This is a genomic window from Maridesulfovibrio ferrireducens (genome assembly GCF_016342405.1).
GTDB lineage: Bacteria > Desulfobacterota > Desulfovibrionia > Desulfovibrionales > Desulfovibrionaceae > Maridesulfovibrio > Maridesulfovibrio ferrireducens_A.
Map to the genome: position 1 here is coordinate 96,408 of NZ_JAEINN010000008.1, position 17,028 is coordinate 113,435.

The 17,028-nt window shown below is 43.5% G+C and carries 17 protein-coding genes; 11 read left to right on the forward strand and 6 right to left on the reverse strand.

Translation table 11 applies throughout. From position 1 onward, the window contains the following. Positions 1-26: 26 nt before the first annotated feature. From JEY82_RS10355 to JEY82_RS10375, 5 genes are all read right to left on the reverse strand, one after another. Positions 27-686 carry a hypothetical protein gene (locus JEY82_RS10355; protein WP_304085319.1) on the reverse strand — a complete coding sequence of 220 codons (660 nt, stop codon included), beginning with the start codon at positions 684-686 and terminating at the stop codon, positions 27-29. Next, positions 687-2,255 carry a sigma 54-interacting transcriptional regulator gene (locus JEY82_RS10360; protein WP_304085320.1) on the reverse strand — a complete coding sequence of 523 codons (1,569 nt, stop codon included), beginning with the start codon at positions 2,253-2,255 and terminating at the stop codon, positions 687-689. It lies immediately after the preceding gene. A 165-nt stretch (positions 2,256-2,420) separates the two neighbouring features. Further along, entirely contained in the window at positions 2,421-3,008 is a 588-nt protein-coding gene (locus JEY82_RS10365) for an indolepyruvate oxidoreductase subunit beta (RefSeq protein WP_304085321.1), read from the reverse strand. Continuing rightward, the gene (gene iorA / locus JEY82_RS10370; protein WP_304085322.1) at positions 3,008-4,852 is read right to left on the reverse strand and encodes an indolepyruvate ferredoxin oxidoreductase subunit alpha; all 1,845 of its coding nucleotides are present in this window, start codon (positions 4,850-4,852) and stop codon (positions 3,008-3,010) included. The genes JEY82_RS10365 and iorA overlap by 1 nt, the downstream gene beginning before the upstream one ends. Positions 4,853-4,867: 15 nt before the next feature. Further along, a complete protein-coding gene (locus tag JEY82_RS10375) occupies positions 4,868-5,524 on the reverse strand; it encodes a tetratricopeptide repeat protein (protein WP_304085323.1) in 657 nt (218 codons plus the stop codon). Between the two features lie 315 nt (positions 5,525-5,839). Here JEY82_RS10375 and JEY82_RS10380 point away from each other — a divergent pair, with 315 nt between their 5' ends. Together JEY82_RS10380 and nadD are read left to right on the forward strand one after the other, a co-directional pair. Continuing rightward, entirely contained in the window at positions 5,840-7,099 is a 1,260-nt protein-coding gene (locus JEY82_RS10380) for a glutamate-5-semialdehyde dehydrogenase (RefSeq protein ID WP_304085324.1), read from the forward strand. Between the two features lie 106 nt (positions 7,100-7,205). Further along, positions 7,206-7,871, forward strand: coding sequence for a nicotinate-nucleotide adenylyltransferase (nadD, locus tag JEY82_RS10385; RefSeq protein ID WP_304085325.1), 666 nt, complete (start codon positions 7,206-7,208; stop codon positions 7,869-7,871). On the opposite strand, the gene JEY82_RS10390 is transcribed toward nadD, so the two are convergent. Beyond that, on the reverse strand, positions 7,837-8,850 hold the full coding sequence (locus JEY82_RS10390) for a glycosyltransferase family 9 protein (RefSeq protein WP_304085326.1): 1,014 nt from the start codon (positions 8,848-8,850) through the stop codon (positions 7,837-7,839). The genes nadD and JEY82_RS10390 overlap by 35 nt on opposite strands. 269 nt (positions 8,851-9,119) lie before the next feature. Between JEY82_RS10390 and JEY82_RS10395 the strand changes: the two genes are divergently transcribed. The 9 genes from JEY82_RS10395 to JEY82_RS10435 all read left to right on the forward strand — a co-directional run bounded on the left by JEY82_RS10395 (position 9,120) and on the right by JEY82_RS10435 (position 17,022). Continuing rightward, positions 9,120-10,175: a hemolysin family protein gene (locus JEY82_RS10395; RefSeq protein WP_304085327.1), complete on the forward strand. Its 1,056-nt coding sequence runs from the start codon at positions 9,120-9,122 to the stop codon at positions 10,173-10,175. 19 nt (positions 10,176-10,194) lie between these two features. After that, positions 10,195-10,611, forward strand: coding sequence for a cytochrome c maturation protein CcmE (locus JEY82_RS10400; protein ID WP_092159034.1), 417 nt, complete (start codon positions 10,195-10,197; stop codon positions 10,609-10,611). Positions 10,612-10,712: 101 nt separating this feature from the next. Further along, positions 10,713-12,590 (forward strand): heme lyase CcmF/NrfE family subunit, encoded by a 1,878-nt coding sequence (locus JEY82_RS10405; protein ID WP_304085328.1) that lies wholly within the window; start codon positions 10,713-10,715, stop codon positions 12,588-12,590. A gap of 11 nt (positions 12,591-12,601) precedes the next feature. Beyond that, entirely contained in the window at positions 12,602-13,282 is a 681-nt protein-coding gene (locus tag JEY82_RS10410) for an ABC transporter ATP-binding protein (protein WP_304085329.1), read from the forward strand. Further along, positions 13,276-13,953 carry a heme exporter protein CcmB gene (locus tag JEY82_RS10415; RefSeq protein WP_304085330.1) on the forward strand — a complete coding sequence of 226 codons (678 nt, stop codon included), beginning with the start codon at positions 13,276-13,278 and terminating at the stop codon, positions 13,951-13,953. The genes JEY82_RS10410 and JEY82_RS10415 overlap by 7 nt, the downstream gene beginning before the upstream one ends. 42 nt (positions 13,954-13,995) lie before the next feature. Beyond that, a complete protein-coding gene (gene ccsA, locus JEY82_RS10420) occupies positions 13,996-14,661 on the forward strand; it encodes a cytochrome c biogenesis protein CcsA (protein ID WP_092159026.1) in 666 nt (221 codons plus the stop codon). A gap of 18 nt (positions 14,662-14,679) precedes the next feature. Continuing rightward, positions 14,680-14,820 (forward strand): CcmD family protein, encoded by a 141-nt coding sequence (locus tag JEY82_RS10425; RefSeq protein ID WP_304085331.1) that lies wholly within the window; start codon positions 14,680-14,682, stop codon positions 14,818-14,820. Next, complete coding sequence (locus tag JEY82_RS10430) at positions 14,810-15,439, forward strand: tetratricopeptide repeat protein (protein ID WP_304085332.1); 630 nt, start codon at positions 14,810-14,812, stop codon at positions 15,437-15,439. Before JEY82_RS10425 ends, JEY82_RS10430 begins: the two co-directional genes overlap by 11 nt. 446 nt (positions 15,440-15,885) lie before the next feature. Continuing rightward, positions 15,886-17,022, forward strand: a complete 1,137-nt coding sequence (locus JEY82_RS10435) for a branched-chain amino acid ABC transporter substrate-binding protein (RefSeq protein ID WP_304085333.1) — start codon at positions 15,886-15,888, stop codon at positions 17,020-17,022. The last annotated feature ends 6 nt before the right edge of the window (positions 17,023-17,028 follow it).

The following is a 17,028-nucleotide window of genomic DNA, read 5'->3' on the forward strand; positions in this document are numbered from 1 at the left end:
TAGTTAACCTGTCTAATAGAGGTCTTTCAATCATTTTGATTGGAAGGCCTTTTTTTGTGAGTGGAGTTTGTCTGTTTAGCACGTTGATTTTGCGGAATAATTACATCATAATTAAAAAAAGAATCTGAAATTTTGTTGAATTCTTCAACTTCTTCAAACTGGTTTTCTGTAAGATTTTTTAAATCCCAACTATCACAAAGTTCTTGAGGTTCGCGTGCTCTGTTTCGCGTTTTAATAACGATGATACTGCGTTCGCCGGTGGTTATAAAACTGGTGCGAACCAGATGGCAGTCAACATGGGCGGTAAGGCATTTTACTTGTTCCGAATCACTGAAACAGTTTCCAGCGGAAACAGCATTCCAATCTCCGATTTCAGGGATTTGTACTTCGGATTTTCGATTGAGAAGAACTTTAACTTCAGCAGTCCCATTACCATTTTCAAAAAAGTATGTCGTTTGAGTAATGGAAAGAAATCTGCGGGTTGTGCTGCCGTCGTAATTTAGAGAGGGGGTAACCGATAACGTTTTATCGGATGTGATGTGTTCAGAGTCAAAAGGAATAATAAAGGGCTGTTCCGGGTCATTTTTTCCAGAACAGCCCTCGATTGCAATCAAAAACAGCAAGCTTAAGATAGCGGTAACGAAAGGCAATTTTTTTGCCTGTCTGCTGAGTGTTATCACCATCATTTATTTATTCTTTTTAGCACCGGTGTATTTTTTTACATCAATATTATATTTTTTAACTTTATAATTAACGATTCTATAGCTGACTCTGAGATCTCTTGCAGCTTGAAGCATGTTTCCACGTGCTTTTTTCAGAGAGTCTACAAGAAGCTCCTGCTCGAATTTAGCGACAGCTTCACCGAAAGATAAGGAAGTATCTGTTGCGGTACTCTCAGCTGTCTGCAAAGTCGGCGGAAGGTGATAAGTGCGTATTACTTCTTCTTCACAAATCAGCACCGCCCGTTCGAGACAATTTTTCAGTTCACGAACATTTCCAGGCCAGTGGTATTGAGTAAAAAGATCAATGGCCGGACTTGAAATTCTTTTAATGTTTTTATCATATTCTTTGGAAAATATTTCTAAAAACTGTTCAGCAAGAGGTAGAATATCTTCACGTCTTTCACGAAGTGCAGGTATGAATATGGGGAAAACATTTACTCTGTAGAATAAATCTTCTCTGAATCTGCCTTCTTTCAGTAGTTTTTCAAGAGGTTGATGAGTCGCACATATCAGGCGAACATCAACTGTGATGGGGTGTTCGGAACCTACTCTTTGAATTTCTTTTTCTTGAATAGCTCTAAGCACTTTGGCCTGAGCGTCTAAGGAAAGTTCTCCGATTTCATCAAGGAACAAGGTGCCGTTGTTTGCAACTTCAAACAGACCGCGTTTGTTTTGATATGCTCCGGTAAACGCACCTTTCTGGTGTCCAAAAAGTTCACTTTCAACAAGTTCTGCGGGGAGAGCAGCGCAGTTCAGCTTTACAAGAGGTTTGTCTCTACGGGGGCTGCATGCGTGGATAGCTTCGGCCAGCAGTTCTTTACCTGTGCCGGATTCTCCGCGTAAAAGAGCTGTTGCTCTGCTGGGTCCAACCTGTCTGGCCTGCCGTAAAACTTGTTTGATGCTTTTTGAAGTTGCAACAAAGTTAGCAGGAGGCGGGACTTCCTGACCACCGAGCAAAGATCCTTGACTCAACATTTGAGCCTGAAGAGACATTTCTTCCTGAAGACGTGAAACCTGATTTGAAATCAGGGCAGCGACAACTTCGAGAAACTGTTTGTGCTCTAAAAGGTTATCCATAGGAAGGATCGGTGAATCTACACTGAGAGTTCCAAGTACGTTATGATCTTCTTTAGAATTTACTTTTTTAATGGGAACACAGATAAAAGAAAGTGATTTAAGTTCTTCGTCTGATCTTCCGAAGGCTTTGTTTAGAAAGTCGGTGTTCTCGGACATTCTGGGAATTACGACAGCTTGCCCTGTTTCGTAAACCCTTCCTACAACTCCCTTGCCGGGAGAATAGGTGACGTGGTCAATTTTGGCCGGACTGTGAGTTATCGACAGTTTTAGTTTTTCAGATTTCGGGTCCATGATGGCCAGAAATGCACGCTGGAAGTGGAGGTCTTTGGCTAGAATTTTTAAAATTGAGTTAAGGCTCAGCTCCAGATCATTTTGCGGAGCTATAGAATCGAGAATTTCATTCAGGGTAGTTAGGTAAATATTTTCCACTTTTTCCGGCTGTCCATTAATACTCATGTTTTATACTCGTGCCGTCCAGGCTGTCTTTGTTTTCAGCTTTTTCGAATCTTATCGGTCTTGAAAAGGGTGATGATTCGCGGTTTCGGCCTAAATTTCAGTTGTCTTTAATCCGTAAAAAGTCGACAGCCGCAACTTGGGTCGCGGCTGTCGAAATGTTAATTATCAGGATACAGCTTCCACCCCTAATTGAAGGGCTTTGATGTTGATATCCGCTATTTTGGGCTTCATGACAGATTTGATCGTTACTGCCAATTCTTCCGGTTTCAGGGGAATTAAGCCTGTCGCGCAGAGAGCTCCGAGAAGAGCTATGTTTCCGCTTTGGACCGCTCCGGCTTTAAGACCTAAGCTCTGGCAAGGGATGAAGTATGCTTTGCTTGCGCAACTGTTAACTTTTTCCTTGATGTAGTCTAAAGGAGTTTCTTCGTCTTTACCTGTTGAAACACTCAATGGATGGATATATTCAGTACTTGAAAGAATAACACCACCGGGTTTCAGGTAGGGAAGAGCACGAAGGGTTTCAAGCGGTTCGAAACCGAGAATTATGTCGGCTTCACCATGTGCTATTTTAGGAGAAGACATTCCCAGAAGAATTGCTGATTCAACAACTCCGCCTCGTTGTGCCATTCCGTGTATTTCTCCTGCAGTGACATCTGTTCCATTATCAAGAATTGCCTGTGCAAGAAGATTAGTGGCTGTCAGGGTTCCCTGTCCGCCCACTCCAGTCATGAATATACGCAATCTAGTACTCATTAGCTGTTCCTCTTTCTGGCTTTTATGTCTTTAGTCATTTGCAGACAAAGCATACAGCCAGAGCAAAGAGTTTCATTAATACTGACCCCGTCTTCGTCCTTTTCAAATGCAGGACAAGCAATTGCTTCCATACAGCTGATTACTTCGTCACTTTGGTTGGCAACATAAGCAGTCTGAGTCGGCTTTTTACCCAAAGCTCTTTTAGCAAAGAGCGGACATGGATCTTTTGCGATCAGAACTCTTACGCCTTGCAACTCTTTAAGCTCTTCAAGAGCCTTGAAAGTAGCTTTCTGGTTAAGCGGGCTGACAGTACGTATTTCGTTTACGCCGCATCCTTTAACGATTGCTTCAATACTAATCTGAGCTGGATTAGAGCCGAGAAGTGTTGTTTCAACTCCGGGATTAGGCTGATGTCCGGTCATGGCAGTTGTGCTGTTATCAAGAATAACCAGTAATATATTGTGCTGGTTGAATACTGCATTCACCAGTCCGGTAATTCCGGAATGGAAGAATGTTGAGTCTCCGATGAATCCAACTACAGTCTGACCGGAAGCGCGGGCAACGCCGGATCCGGCAGAGATAGATGATCCCATGCAAAGCAGAAAGTCTGCTGCATTAAGTGGAGGCAGAATTCCGAGTGTGTAACACCCGATGTCAGATGAGCAGACTGCTTCAGGTCCGAACACTTTTTTAGCGGCATAATATGTCGCGCGGTGAGGGCATCCGGCACAAAGGTTCGGAGGTCTTACAGGAAGACCTTCTTCTGCTGCACAAAAATCAATTTTCTCAGGTGTAAGCCCGAGAACTTCGTGAATTATTGCAGAAACGTTACCAGTGGAGTATTCTCCATTCAGTGGTAAGTTTGCATTTTCTTTACCGATAATTTCTATAGAAATAGAATGCTTCTGAGCTAGAACTCTAAATTCATTTTCAAGGAAAGGCTCAAGCTCTTCAAGAATGATTACCTTGTTCACAGATGACATGAAATCGGTAACAAGCTTTTCAGGAAGAGGAAAAGTAAATCCTAATTCGAGTAATTTGAACTTATCTGCCAGGCCGGAATCAATAAGAGCATCATTAATATAAGCTCTGCAAATACCCGAAGCAACAATACCTATTTTTCCGTTACCGGAAATTTTGTTGTACACGGATTTTTCTGCCAATTCGCGTAATTCTTCAAGCTTTTTAAGCAGCGCGACATGCATCGGGCGGGCAAAAGCCGGAATAGGTACGTACTTGGAAGGATTCCTTTTAAAACCTTCAGGAGCAGCCAGTTTGGCGATTGGGCCGTATTCAACAGGGCCGCGCAAGTGGTTTACCCGGGTTGTTGTTCTAAGCAGAACCGGAGAAGATGTTTCGCGTGACATATTAAGAGCGTCACGAGTCATATCTTTTGCTTCCTGCGCAGTAGAAGGCTCAAAGCAAGCCATGCCGGCAAGGCGCGCGTAGTAGCGGTTGTCCTGCTCGTTCTGACTTGAATGACAGCCCGGATCGTCTGCGGAAAGCAGCACCATACCACCGGGTGTACCAACATATGCAAGTGTCATAAGCGGATCAGCCGCTACGTTTACACCTACATGTTTCATGGTTGTCAGAGTCATTGCTCCGGCAAGAGTCGCTCCGCCACCTACTTCAAGGGCAACTTTTTCATTTACTGAATATTCAAATGAAAAATCGCCTTCGCTGGATAGGCGGAAGAAAGTATCGGGTACTTCTGATGAAGGGGTACCCGGATAACAGGTAACCATTTGTATTCCGGCTTCAATACCTCCTCTGACAATAGCTTCATTGCCTAACAGGAGTTTTTTTTGACCGGGATTATCGGCGAGAAGTGGATGAGCCATAAATGCGCTCCTATCTTAATTAAGCTTAGTCTTAAGCTCTACAATTTTGCTCTCAAAGTAGAGCCTCTGTGAGGGATTGTTGTTAAGCAGTCCCTGATATGCCTGAATTGCAAGCTGAATGTTGCCTGATTTCTCAGCGGCTTCAGCGAGTAATCTGTCAATTGTGCTTGTGAAGTTGTCACCGGTTTTGTCTTTGAGTGCCTGCAGAATTTTGACAGCTTCTTCAGGTTTGTCAGAAAGGATCAGACATTTTGCCTGTCCGAGAGATGCAACGGGAGACATTGCTTCATTTCTTTTTGCAATTTCTGCCCAGACTGCTTCTGCTTTCATGAACTTAGAATCGTCCATCCATGCTTTGGCGAGAGCCAATTCAACAGCCGGTTTCATATCAGAAGGAGCGGTTGTCAAAAATGCTGCAAGTTCTTCAGCCTTTTTTGTTCCGCTATATTTGATAAGAATGGTTCCGAGTTCACTTTGAGCTTTTACCTGTTTTTGCTGCTGCATGTACTGGTAGCCGGAAAAACCTGCTGCTAGAACAAGAATTACTGCAATCCCGATGGCAATAGCCTTTCCGTTTCTAAGAAGAAAATCGAGAAGAGGGTGGATGCTTTCGGGTGCGGTTGCCTGCACCTCGTCAATAAGGTCGTGTGTGGTCTGTTTGTTATCTTCCATATTAAAGAAGAGCCTCCGGGATATTGATGGATTTTGCACAAAGTTAAGTGCGCTTTATAAAGTAGTCTGACAAAAAGGTCAAAACTGAATTTTCAAGTTAAGGGTCCGTAACATCAGGTAAAATATGAAAGTGCCTGAAAAAGATTACAAAAATAGTAAAAAAAAATTACTATGTTTTTCAGTTATACGCCGAAAAATGCTCCTCATTGGTAATTGGTAGTTGACTTTTTTGCAATATCCTTAGTAGCCCAAATTGATCGATAGGTGGAAAATAAGTAATTTCAGTTAATATATCTTGTTTCAAGGTGGACTATAATGAATTTTGCAGAAGCAATGAAAGACGTAGCCCGTAAGGCTAAAAAAGCAGCACGTAAAATTTCGTGCGCAGACGGTTCCGTCAGAAATGGCGCTATTTTAAAGTTGGCATCTTTGCTCGAACAGGAGCAGGAATTTATCTTTGCTGAAAACCGCAAAGACCTTGATGCTGCAAAAGAGCGCGGGCTTGATAACGCTCGCATGCAGCGCCTCGAAATTTCTCCGGCAGTTTTGAATTATATGATTCAGGGTTGTAATGAAGTTGCTGCGCAGACAGACCCTGTGGGCGAAATTGAAAAAATGGAACGTCGTCCAAGTGGAGTGCTTGTCGGGAAAATGCGCATCCCTCTCGGCGTTATTATGATGATTTTCGAATCCCGTCCTAATGTGACTGTTGATGCCGCTGTGCTGTGTTTGAAAGCTGGTAATTCGATTATCCTGCGAGGCGGTTCGGAAGCTATTCATTCGAATTTAGCGCTGGCTTCGCTTATTCATAAAGCTCTTGAAAGTCAGAATCTGCCTGGGGATGCGGCTCAGGTTGTGGCTGTTACTGACCGCGAAGCTGTCAGCGAACTGCTGAAACTCGACGAGTATATTGATGTTGTCATTCCCCGCGGCGGAGAAGGACTGATTCGTGCCGTCGTTCAGCAGGCTACTATGCCTGTTCTCAAGCATTATAAGGGCGTATGTCATATTTTTGTTGATAAGTTTGCGGATATTGCGAAGTCTGTTGATATTATTAAAAATTCTAAAACCCAGAAGCCCGGTGTTTGTAATGCCCTTGAGGGTGTTCTGGTTCATGAAGATATTGCTGAAGATTTTCTGCCTGCAATGGCGACAATTCTCGGTGCATGCGGAGTTCAGTTCAGAGCGTGTCCGCGTTCAATGTCCTTGCTTGGAAATACCGCGATCGCCGCAACTATTGATGACTTCGGGTATGAATTTCTGGATTTAATTCTGACTGTGAAAGTTGTTTCAAGTCAGGATGACGCTCAGGATTATATAGCTCGATACGGTTCAAATCATACCGAAGTGATTCTTACAAAAGATCACGATCGTGCCATGCGTTTTGTGCGTGAAGTGGATGCTTCAATGGTCGGGGTTAATTGTTCCACCAGATTCAATGACGGCGGACAGTTGGGACTCGGCGCGGAAATAGGAATATCTACCTCAAAGCTTCATTCGTACGGTCCCATGGGAGCTAGAGAGCTGACCAGTACAAAGTTTGTTTCGCTCGGAGAATGGAATATCCGCCTTTAAAACTAAGTTTTTAACCTAGTTCTGTATGTCTTTTATTGTTTGAAATATTAAATCCCGGTGAGACTTGTTTTAAGCGCTCGCCGGGAATTTTTTGAGGTTATATTTTATGAAAATAGGGTTGTTCGGCGGCAGTTTTAATCCTGTTCACAATACTCACATTGATGTTTCATCCGCAGTGATGAAGCGTCTTGGGCTTGATCAGGTGCTGTTTGTTCCGGCAGGGAATCCTTACCATAAAAAATGTGGAACCATGTTGCCTGCTGAGCTTAGATTTGAATTGATTCAGAGGGCTGTTGATGGTTTAGACAATTTTGATGTCAGTGATATCGATATGTCTTCGATCGGTCCCACATATACGGTACAGACACTTAAAGAAGCGTTGAAACGTTATCCAGAAGATGAGTTGTATTTCTTAATGGGGCAGGATGCCTTCAATTCTCTGCCCGGCTGGAAAGATTGGGAAAAGATTCCACTTCTCGCGAATATCGTCGCTGTCAGCCGGGGAAAATCTGATGCTGGTGAAATGACTGTACTTCTCAAAAAAATATTCACAGACATTGATAATACAGACACAAATGAGTGGAAATTAAAGGACGGAAAGTCTGTTTACATAATTGATGATTTTGATTTTAAAATCAGCTCTACATTTGTTCGCAAGGTATGGAGAGAGGGCGGTGATATCAGCCCATATGTTCCTGCCGCAGTTGCTGATTATGTCAAAGGTAAAGCGGATGAATTCAATAAGTATTGGGGTTTAGAAGAATATTCATAATCTTTTCAGGGTGGATATTTTTTAAACATTCGCGGTTTTTGTTGCAATTGCTTTTCCCATGAAGTGAGCAGGGACGGCAGTTAAGGTCCAACTCCAATATGCGGTCATATTTACCAGCCGGATAGAATCCCCAGACTTTAGAGGTCGGTCCGAACATTGCTATAACGGGAGTTCCCACACCGGCTGCAAGGTGCATAGGGCCGGAATCTCCGGTTACCAAAAATTTTGCTTCCTGCAAAAGAGCTGAGGTCTGTCTCAGAGAAAGTCTGTTTGTGAAATTCCATTCAGATTTGCCGGCATTCAATATGTTTTCATCTTTACCTACTACCGCCCATTGGATTCCCTTTTCATCAAGCTGTCTTATAAGCTCTATCCAGTATTCGCGGGGCCATGCTTTGTCCGGGTGAGTAGCATATGGATGAAGTGCGATAAAATTTTTATTCAAATTTTCGCGTTTCATCATTGAAAGCGCATTACATTTTTCAGATTTTGTAAGGTAAATGTGGGGCAGAAGTTTTTTTGCCTCCGGGAGTTTTTTTTCAATTGCGGATGTGTAGCGTACAGTTACAGGTTTATCTTCTAGAACTTTTTCGAGTTTGGATGAACGTGTAAGTTTAAACAGTCTGCGCTCAAGGCTGAATTTTTTATAACGGGACACAGTGCCGCGCCAACGCATGGCAAGTATTCTGGATCTGAGTGTTGAGTGCAGGTCAATCAGTTCACAGCCTTCATATTTCAGCGCAAGCTCTCCAGCCTTGGAAATCCAAGCTGAATCTCCGAGATCATTTTTATCAAGTTTGATAATTTCAGTTATATGCGGGTTCTTTTCTAAGGGCGCGGCATATTGCTGTTTAGTTATTACGCTGAAAGTCCAGCCGTACTTCTTCGCCCAGAAATCTATAACTCCGGTTGTCAGGATTAGATCTCCAAGAGCGCTGAGTCTGAATATAATTTTGTGATTGTCTTTTAACGGGTGCATTATCGCGCTATTTTAATTGTGCAGAGCAAAAGGTCAATGTAAATTTTACCTTTGAATTTTAGCAGTATTGCTATTTGTCATGTCATTTTCTGTGAAACAGCTTATAAAGTGTCATCTGTTTTTATTTTAAAGTCATAAATGATTCTTCATTTCGTACTGATTCGGGGACGGCTACCCTATTTCTGTTGCACGGGTAGTATCCTTCTGATAGTTATCTAGCTATACTTTTTTGCGAATCATCGCTTTGAGTAACTTTAACAAAAAAATTAATGCTGGAACTAATACTTGCCGTCGGGCTGGCTACTGTCATATCTGCCTACTGTTCAGTCAGTGAGGCTGTTTTTTATTCTTTTCCACGGAGTAGAATAGAAAAATTGCGTAAGGAAGGCCATAAGTCAGGAATAATTCTGCACAACCTTCGCTTGAACGTGGAAAAGCCGATAACGGCTATACTTACACTTAATACTGTTGCCAATACAGCCGGAGCCTCGATTGCGGGAGCTGCGTGGAGCAACGTTTATGGCGCTGACACATTACCGTGGTTTGCGCTTGTTTTCACTCTAATTATATTATTGTTTTCTGAAATACTTCCCAAAACACTAGGAATTGTCTACTGCCACACTTTGGGGACGGCTCTTGCCCGCCCGCTGGAGATTATGGTCTGGATTTTTTCTCCTGTTATTTGGGTATGCGGATTTCTTGCCCGCCTTGTAAGCAAGGGGAGCAAAGGCCCTCAGGTTACGGAAGATGACATCAGAGCAATGGTCAGTTTAACTCGAAAATCCGGGGCGATTAAACCTTATGAAGCCCTCTCAATTGCTAACATCCTGTCGTTGGACGACAAGATTGTGGAGCAAATTATGACTCCCCGGACTGTCGTGTTTTCCTTGCCAACTGAAATGACTGTCGCAGAGGCTCATGTAAAGTACAGTGCATGGCCGCATAGCCGTATTCCTGTATATGAAGGTGATAATCCCGAGGAAATTGTAGGTGTTATCTACAGGCGATTAGTTTTTGAAGCGCTTGCAGATGATAAGGATGACGTCAAACTTTCAGAGTTGATGAAACCTGTCCGATTTGTACTCGAGAACATTACTCTCGACAAACTGCTGGTTAAGTTTCTTGAAAGTCGTATGCACTTATTTGTGGTGCTCGATGAGTATGGAGGAATGTCCGGCGTTGTCACTCTTGAAGATGTAATGGAAGAAATTCTCGGCAGCGAGATCGTTGATGAGACCGATCAGGTCGTTGACATGCGCGAGCTTGCTCATAAGAGAAGAGAAGAACTTATTGTAAGTCGGAGAAAGAAAACCTCTGACATTTAGAAATATAACGGAGAACAAAATGGCCAAAAAAAGCGGAAAAGGCGTATATATTGTTGCCTTGCTACTTTTTCTGGGAGGACTGGGATGGCTTGTTTATTCGGGTCTTTCTCAAGACAGTGTGTACTTTCTAAACGTTTCTGAAGCGCTTGCTATGGATGAGAGTGAGCTTGGACAGTCCAGACTTTTTGGTAAGGTCGGTCCTCAAAATATAGAAATTACTAACGGCGGACTTGGTGTCACTTTCGATTTGACAGATCAAAAGAATCTCGACCAAAGTATTCGGGTTGTATATCGCGGTGCGGTTCCCGATACTTTTAAAGTGGATGCGGAAGTCATAGTCGAAGGTACTTTTGTCGGTGGGAATAAAGCTTTTAAAGCAAATTCACTGATAACCAAGTGTCCTTCAAAATATGAAAAGGAAAGCCGGGAAGGTTAACTTTTTATTTAAAATGATCCTGTCAGGATTTTAATAATCCGGGCAGGACTTTTTGTGTTTAATTGTTTGATTAATTTATCCATTCATGGAGTTGATATAAAATGCAAATTATTGCCAATTTGATGCTTTTACTTGCACTCTTGGCCACGCTCGGTGCAGGAGCATATGCTTGCTTATCGCTACTGACAGGCAGGCGTAATGTACTTGTGCTTTTAGACAGAGCGAATATTGTTGTTGCGGGACTTGTTACATTTGCAAGTGTTATTTTGACTGTAGCTCTTCTCAGCCGTGACTATTCATATATGTATGTCTACGAGCATGTAGATAATACCTTGTCTCTTCTTTATTCAATTACAGCATTCTGGGCCGGAGGCGAAGGGTCTCTGCTATTTTGGATTCTTTCTATAGCCGTTATGGGGGTAGTCTTTTCGAGATTATCTTTATTCCAAGAATTTTCGGAAAAAACGCGCCTTTATTACTGGCTTTTTTATTTGCTCGTACAGGCTTTTTTCCTGTTACTTGTTACATGCTGGTCCAGCCCTTTTATGGAACTTGTTCCTGTCCCCACCGACGGAAGAGGACTTAATCCCCTGCTCAGAAATCCGGGCATGATTTTTCATCCACCGCTTCTATTTCTCGGTTATGCCGGATTTACAAGTCCCGCTGCCCTTGCTCTTGCTGCATTTATTTGCGGTGAAGCAAAGTCATGGGTTAAGCTTTGCCGCAACTGGAATATTCTTGCGTGGGTATTTCTTACCGCAGGAATTGTTCTCGGTGCATGGTGGTCTTATATGGAACTTGGTTGGGGCGGATATTGGGCATGGGATCCTGTTGAAAATGCTTCACTTATTCCTTGGCTCAGTTCTACGGCTTTTATGCATACCGCAATTATTGAACTCAGACGAAAAGCATTGCAGAAGACAAATGTCTTTTTGATGAGTTTGACATTCCTGCTCTGTATTTTCGGCACATATCTGGTTCGTAGCGGGGTTATTCAGTCCCTTCATGCCTTCGGTGAAGGCGGGGTGGCTCTTCCGCTTGCTTTGTTCATGATTGCAGCGCTTGTCTTGACTGCACTTGTTCTGGTCCTTGGACAACGCATAGAAGCCAAGTCTCTTTCTACTCTCGGAAGCAGACAGGGATTACTTGTAGTTGCAGCTTGGGCCTTGCTTGCTCTCGGTCTGGTTGTAGGTTTAGGCACAATGTGGCCTGTAATCAGCAAGATGTGGAGCGCCAATCCGGTTGGTCTTGATGCTAATTTCTACAACCGCGTTTGTCTGCCGTTATTTACATTGTTAATTTTGATCTTCGCAGTATGTCCATGGTTCAGCTGGAAGGAAGGAATCAGAGATAAGCGCGGACTCGCGCTCGTTCTCGTTTCCTTTATCGGCGGATTGGGTATCAGCTGGATGGCTGGATTGCATCATCCTTTAGGTCTCATTACATCCGCTGCGTCCATTGCTGCACTTGTCGGGATTGTCGGAGTTTTTATTTTTATACCTCAAGTTCGCAAAGTGACCTCAACCATGGGAATATACGGGATTCACTTCGGTGTTGCTCTTGTTTTTCTGGGAGTTGCATGGTCCGGACCGAATCAGGTTGTGGGTGAGTTTGTACTTGATAAGGGTCAAAGTGCTCAGATCGGTGATTACACTTTAACTTTTAAAGAGTTTTCCGAAAGTCAGACCCCGGCAATTGCTAAGATTGCTTCCTTGATTGAAGTTACCAAAGACGGCAAACATGTCGGACTTTTGAATCCTGAACGTAGAATATATCGTAATTTCCCTCAGCCGTTTGCTGAGGTTTCGGTCATCCCCGGACTTGGTGATGAAATTTACGGTGTACTGCTCGGTGTTGACGAAAAAGGCGCAGTAACGCTTAAAATAAGCGTGAATCCTCTGATCAACTGGATGTGGATCGGTGGAACTCTGATGTGTCTGTTCGGGCTGGTAGCGTTCAGGAAGACTCGTTTAAGTTAAGGCGGCTTTAAGTGGAAACTAATGAAAGTATAGCCCTTAAAGTGCGCAATGCGGCCAAGTTTTTTGGCACGAGGCTGATATTTAAGAACGTGAGCTGCGACGTGCACAAGGGGGAAATTCTTCTTGTGGTCGGTCGTAATGGTGCGGGTAAGACCACTTTGCTAAAGATTATGGCAGGTCTGTCACGACCTTCAGCCGGATCTGCGGAGATTATTACACCTCCTGAAAAAACAGCTTATCTCGGGCATTCCACGTTTATTTATCCCCGGCTCAGTGCTTTAAGAAATCTCTCTTTCTGGGCTTCAATGTATGGGCTTTCTCCATCCCGCGACGAACTTATGGTTTTGCTGCGCAGAGTAGGTCTTGAAAGGGCGGCGGAAGAACTTGCAGGTTCCTTTTCGCGGGGAATGGCGCAGCGTCTGAATTTGGCGCGGGTTTTTCTGATTGATCCTGATCTACTCTTTTTGGATGAACCGGGTACCGGACTTGATCAGGCTTCGCTCAGCCTTCTTCGTGAAGAAGTTGTTGCTTTGCGTGATCGGGGTGCTGCGGTTGTCTGGATCAGCCATGATGTAAATCATGATGCGACTCTTGCTGATAGAATACTCGGCCTTGCTAGTAGTAAGCTTGAGTATCTGGGGGCAGCGGCTGATTTTGATCCGGAAACAGTTCTCGGAGGGAAACCATGTTAAAACGAGGACTGATCATTGCAGCCAAAGATCTTAAACTGTCGGTCGGCGGAGGGCAGGGGTTAACGCAAGCAGTTCTTCTGGGACTTTTGCTTATCTTTGTTTTCAGTCTTTCGCGTCCGGCTGGACAACTTGTAGAAGCTCAGGCTGCGTCGGCTATATTCTGGCTGGCTTCTTGTTTTGGGCTGGTGCTTGTTTTTAATACTTTGTTTTCTATGGAAGAATCAAATGAAGCTCGATTGGGACTGCTTTCTTCTCCTGTCCCTCTTCATGCTGTCTGGTTCGGAAAAGGTTTAGCTGGATTCGGATTACTTCTGTGTTCACAGTTGGTATTTCTTCCAGCTACAATTGTGTTTCTCGGTCAGGACTTGAAAGGCTCTTTCGCCTTTTTTGCAATTACTGTTTTAGCTGCGGATTGGGGTCTTGTTTCTTTAGGGGCGTTGCTTGGTGCAATCTCTCAGGGACAGGCCGCAAGAGAATCGCTTTTATCAGTCATTCTTTTTCCTCTGCTTCTGCCTATCCTGCTCGGTGCAATACAATTGATGACTTCGGCTTTTTCCGGGGTTGAGGCTCTTGACCAATCATCGTGGCTGGGGATTATTTTGTCCTCATCCGCGTTATTCAGCGGAGCCGGCCTGATCCTTTTTCCTTTTGTATATAGTGGTGAACAATAATATGTTCATGCGTAAAAATATAACTGTATTACGGAGCGTAAAATGAGTCTTGCAGTTGCGGCGCTGATTTCCGGCATTGCCCTGTGTACCGGGCAGTATTTTATCTGGATGTATGCTCCCGTTGAGACAACTATGGGATTGGTGCAGAAAATATTCTACATCCATATGCCTATGGCGGTATGGGCCATGATCAGTTTTTTCGTAGTATTTATTTTCAGTGCGTTGTACTTGATTAAAAGAGATATTAAATTTGATTATATTGCAGGGGCTGCCGCTGAAATCGGTGTTGTTTTCAGTGGACTTGCTCTTATAACCGGTTCCCTCTGGGGACGGGCGGCATGGAATGTCTGGTGGACATGGGATCCGAGACTGACCACGACTCTTATTATGTGGTTTGTTTATGCTGCTTATCTGGTGCTCAGAACTTCGCCTATGTCTGCCGAACGCAGATCTTTAGTGTGTGCTGTCCTTGGAATTGTCGCTTTTGTTGATGTCCCTCTCGTTTTTTATTCAGCGCGACTCTGGAGAAGTGTACATCCTGCGGTGCTCGGGGCCAAAGGAGGCGGAATGGAACCTGAAATGTTAACTACCTTGATCGTCAATGTTTCAGCTTTTGGACTTTTGTGGCTGGTTTTGCTGGCTGTCCGTTTTCGTCAGACCCGTCTTGCCGGAAAGCTTGATGCCCGGTTGGTCTGGGATAATGAATAATATCAGGAGTAATTATATATGACTAATGAAACATACTTGCTTATTGCAAATATTGCTGTCTGGGCAGGAATAGCCGGATATCTGGCTTTTATTGCGGCCAAAGGTGTAGCTATGGAACGGCGCATCACACAGATGGAGATGTTAGATAATGACAAGTAAAAAACAAACAAATCCTGTCGGCAGAAGTTTCGCTCTTGGCGGCGGACAAAAAATTGTCGTAATTCTGCTTGGAGTTGCCTTACTTGTAATTTTTGTATCATCACTGACATACCGCATGAATCATCCCGGTAATAAAGTGGAATTCCAGCAACAGAAGGAATCATCCAGTTCGGGCATGAGTCAGGAAGCCATGGGTGAGAGTATGAAGGAAATTCGTAAGCTGATGGACCTCATGCGTGATAATCCGGAGGATATGAAAGTACAGCTTGAACTTGCAAATGCTTTTATGATGATTCGCGCTTATGACCGTGCGCAGACCTTTTTTGAAAAGGTTGTTGAAAACGAGCATGCTAATATAAATGCTTTGATGGGGCTTGGCATGTGTTACTATCAAGCTGAGAAGTTTGATAAGGCTGCCGAGGCGTTTGATAAAATATTGTTAGTTGATCCTGATGATTCCATGGCCCATTTTAATACCGGAATTATTAAGAAATATTATTTGCATAAGCATGAAGAGGCTGAAGAGCATTTTAAGAAGATCATCGAAAATCCTAAATCATCTGAAGATATGAGATCTCATGCCGAAGAAGAGCTAAAGAAAGAGGCTCACGAAGATTAATAATACTAAGGGGATTCGCTTTTGAAGCGGATTCCCTTTTTTCTTTAAGGGGTTTTGGGTTGTTGTGTGGTGAGTGGTTGCTTACATGGGGTTAGCCGTATTTTATGTTTTTTTTTGGCTTTTGACAGGTTATTTTATTTTTATTTAATGATTCTGCTTTACTTTGTTCGTTTTAAGGTTCCTGATATTGACAAACATGCTTAATGTTAGCTAATTTATCACTTCGAGATTTGGTATTTATCTAAAAGAAAGACGGATTTCCATCTTGCCGGAAGGGATCCCCGTTTTTGATAATAGTTTCCAGGTTTTGAAAATTTAGGGTCGCCCAGCCTTACTGGGTTATGGTATGGGTGTTCGTGTTTTATTTTATACTGTTTAAGATTTAATGATCACGAATTTGGTAATCCGGGCGTTAAGCCCTTAAAATTTGCAGTCAAGGAGTGTCTATGAAACGTTCATTGCTGGCTCTGTCGTGTGTTCTGATGTTGACCGTCGGTCTCGTCGTATTCGGCGGAGAAAAAAAAGCAGAAGCTTCTGCTAAAACTATCCTTCTCGGAGTTGCCGGGGCTCACAGTGGTGACCTTGCTTCTTACGGTCTACCTTCACTTGAAGCTGCAAAGCTTGTTGTTAAGGCTGTTAATGATGCGGGCGGTATAAACGGGGCACAGGTTGTTATTTCCAGTCAGGATGATCAGTGTAAGCCTGAATTCGCTACCAACGCTGCATTTAAACTTGTTTCCGATGAAGTAACAGTTGTTCTTGGTCACATCTGTTCAGGAGCTACCAAGGCTGCTCTTCCTATCTATAAAGAGTCAAACCTTGTTTGTATGTCTCCTTCCGCAACCAATCCACCTCTGACTCAGAGCGGAGACTATCCTAACTTTTTCAGAACAATTGCTTCTGATGATGCTCAGGCAGCTCTAGCTACAGATTTCGCGATTGATACACTCGGACTTAAGAAAATTGCTGTAATCCATGACAAGGGTGACTACGGTAAAGGTTTTGCGGACTTCGCAAAGCTTTATATCGAGAAGTCCGGTAAAGCAGAAGTTGTTCTTTTTGAGGGTGTAACTCCCGGAGCTGTTGATTATTCCGCAGTAGTCCAGAAAATTAAAGCTTCCGGCGCAGACAGTGTTATCTTTGGGGGATATCACCCTGAAGCTTCTAAAATCGTATCTCAGATCCGCAAAAAGAAAATCACCATTCCTTTTATTTCTGATGACGGAGTTAAGGCTCAGAAGTTCATCAACGTTGCCGGAGAAGCTTCCGAAGGCGTATATGCAACAGGTCCTCGTGATATCACTGGAAACCCAATGTATAAGGTTGCTCTTGATCAATACAAAGCAACTCATGACGGCGAACCCGGTGCATTCTTCTTTGAAGCATATTCTGCAACACAGGCTTTGCTTAAAGCTCTCGAAAGAGCCGATTCTACAGACTATGAAAAGATCGTATACGCACTCCGCAACCAAGAAGTTGATACTCCTGTAGGAAAGATCAAGTTCGATTCAAAGGGTGATGCTATCGGTGTAGGCTTCTCAATGTATCAGGTCAAAGACGGTGCATATCAGGAAGTTAAATAGCTCCAA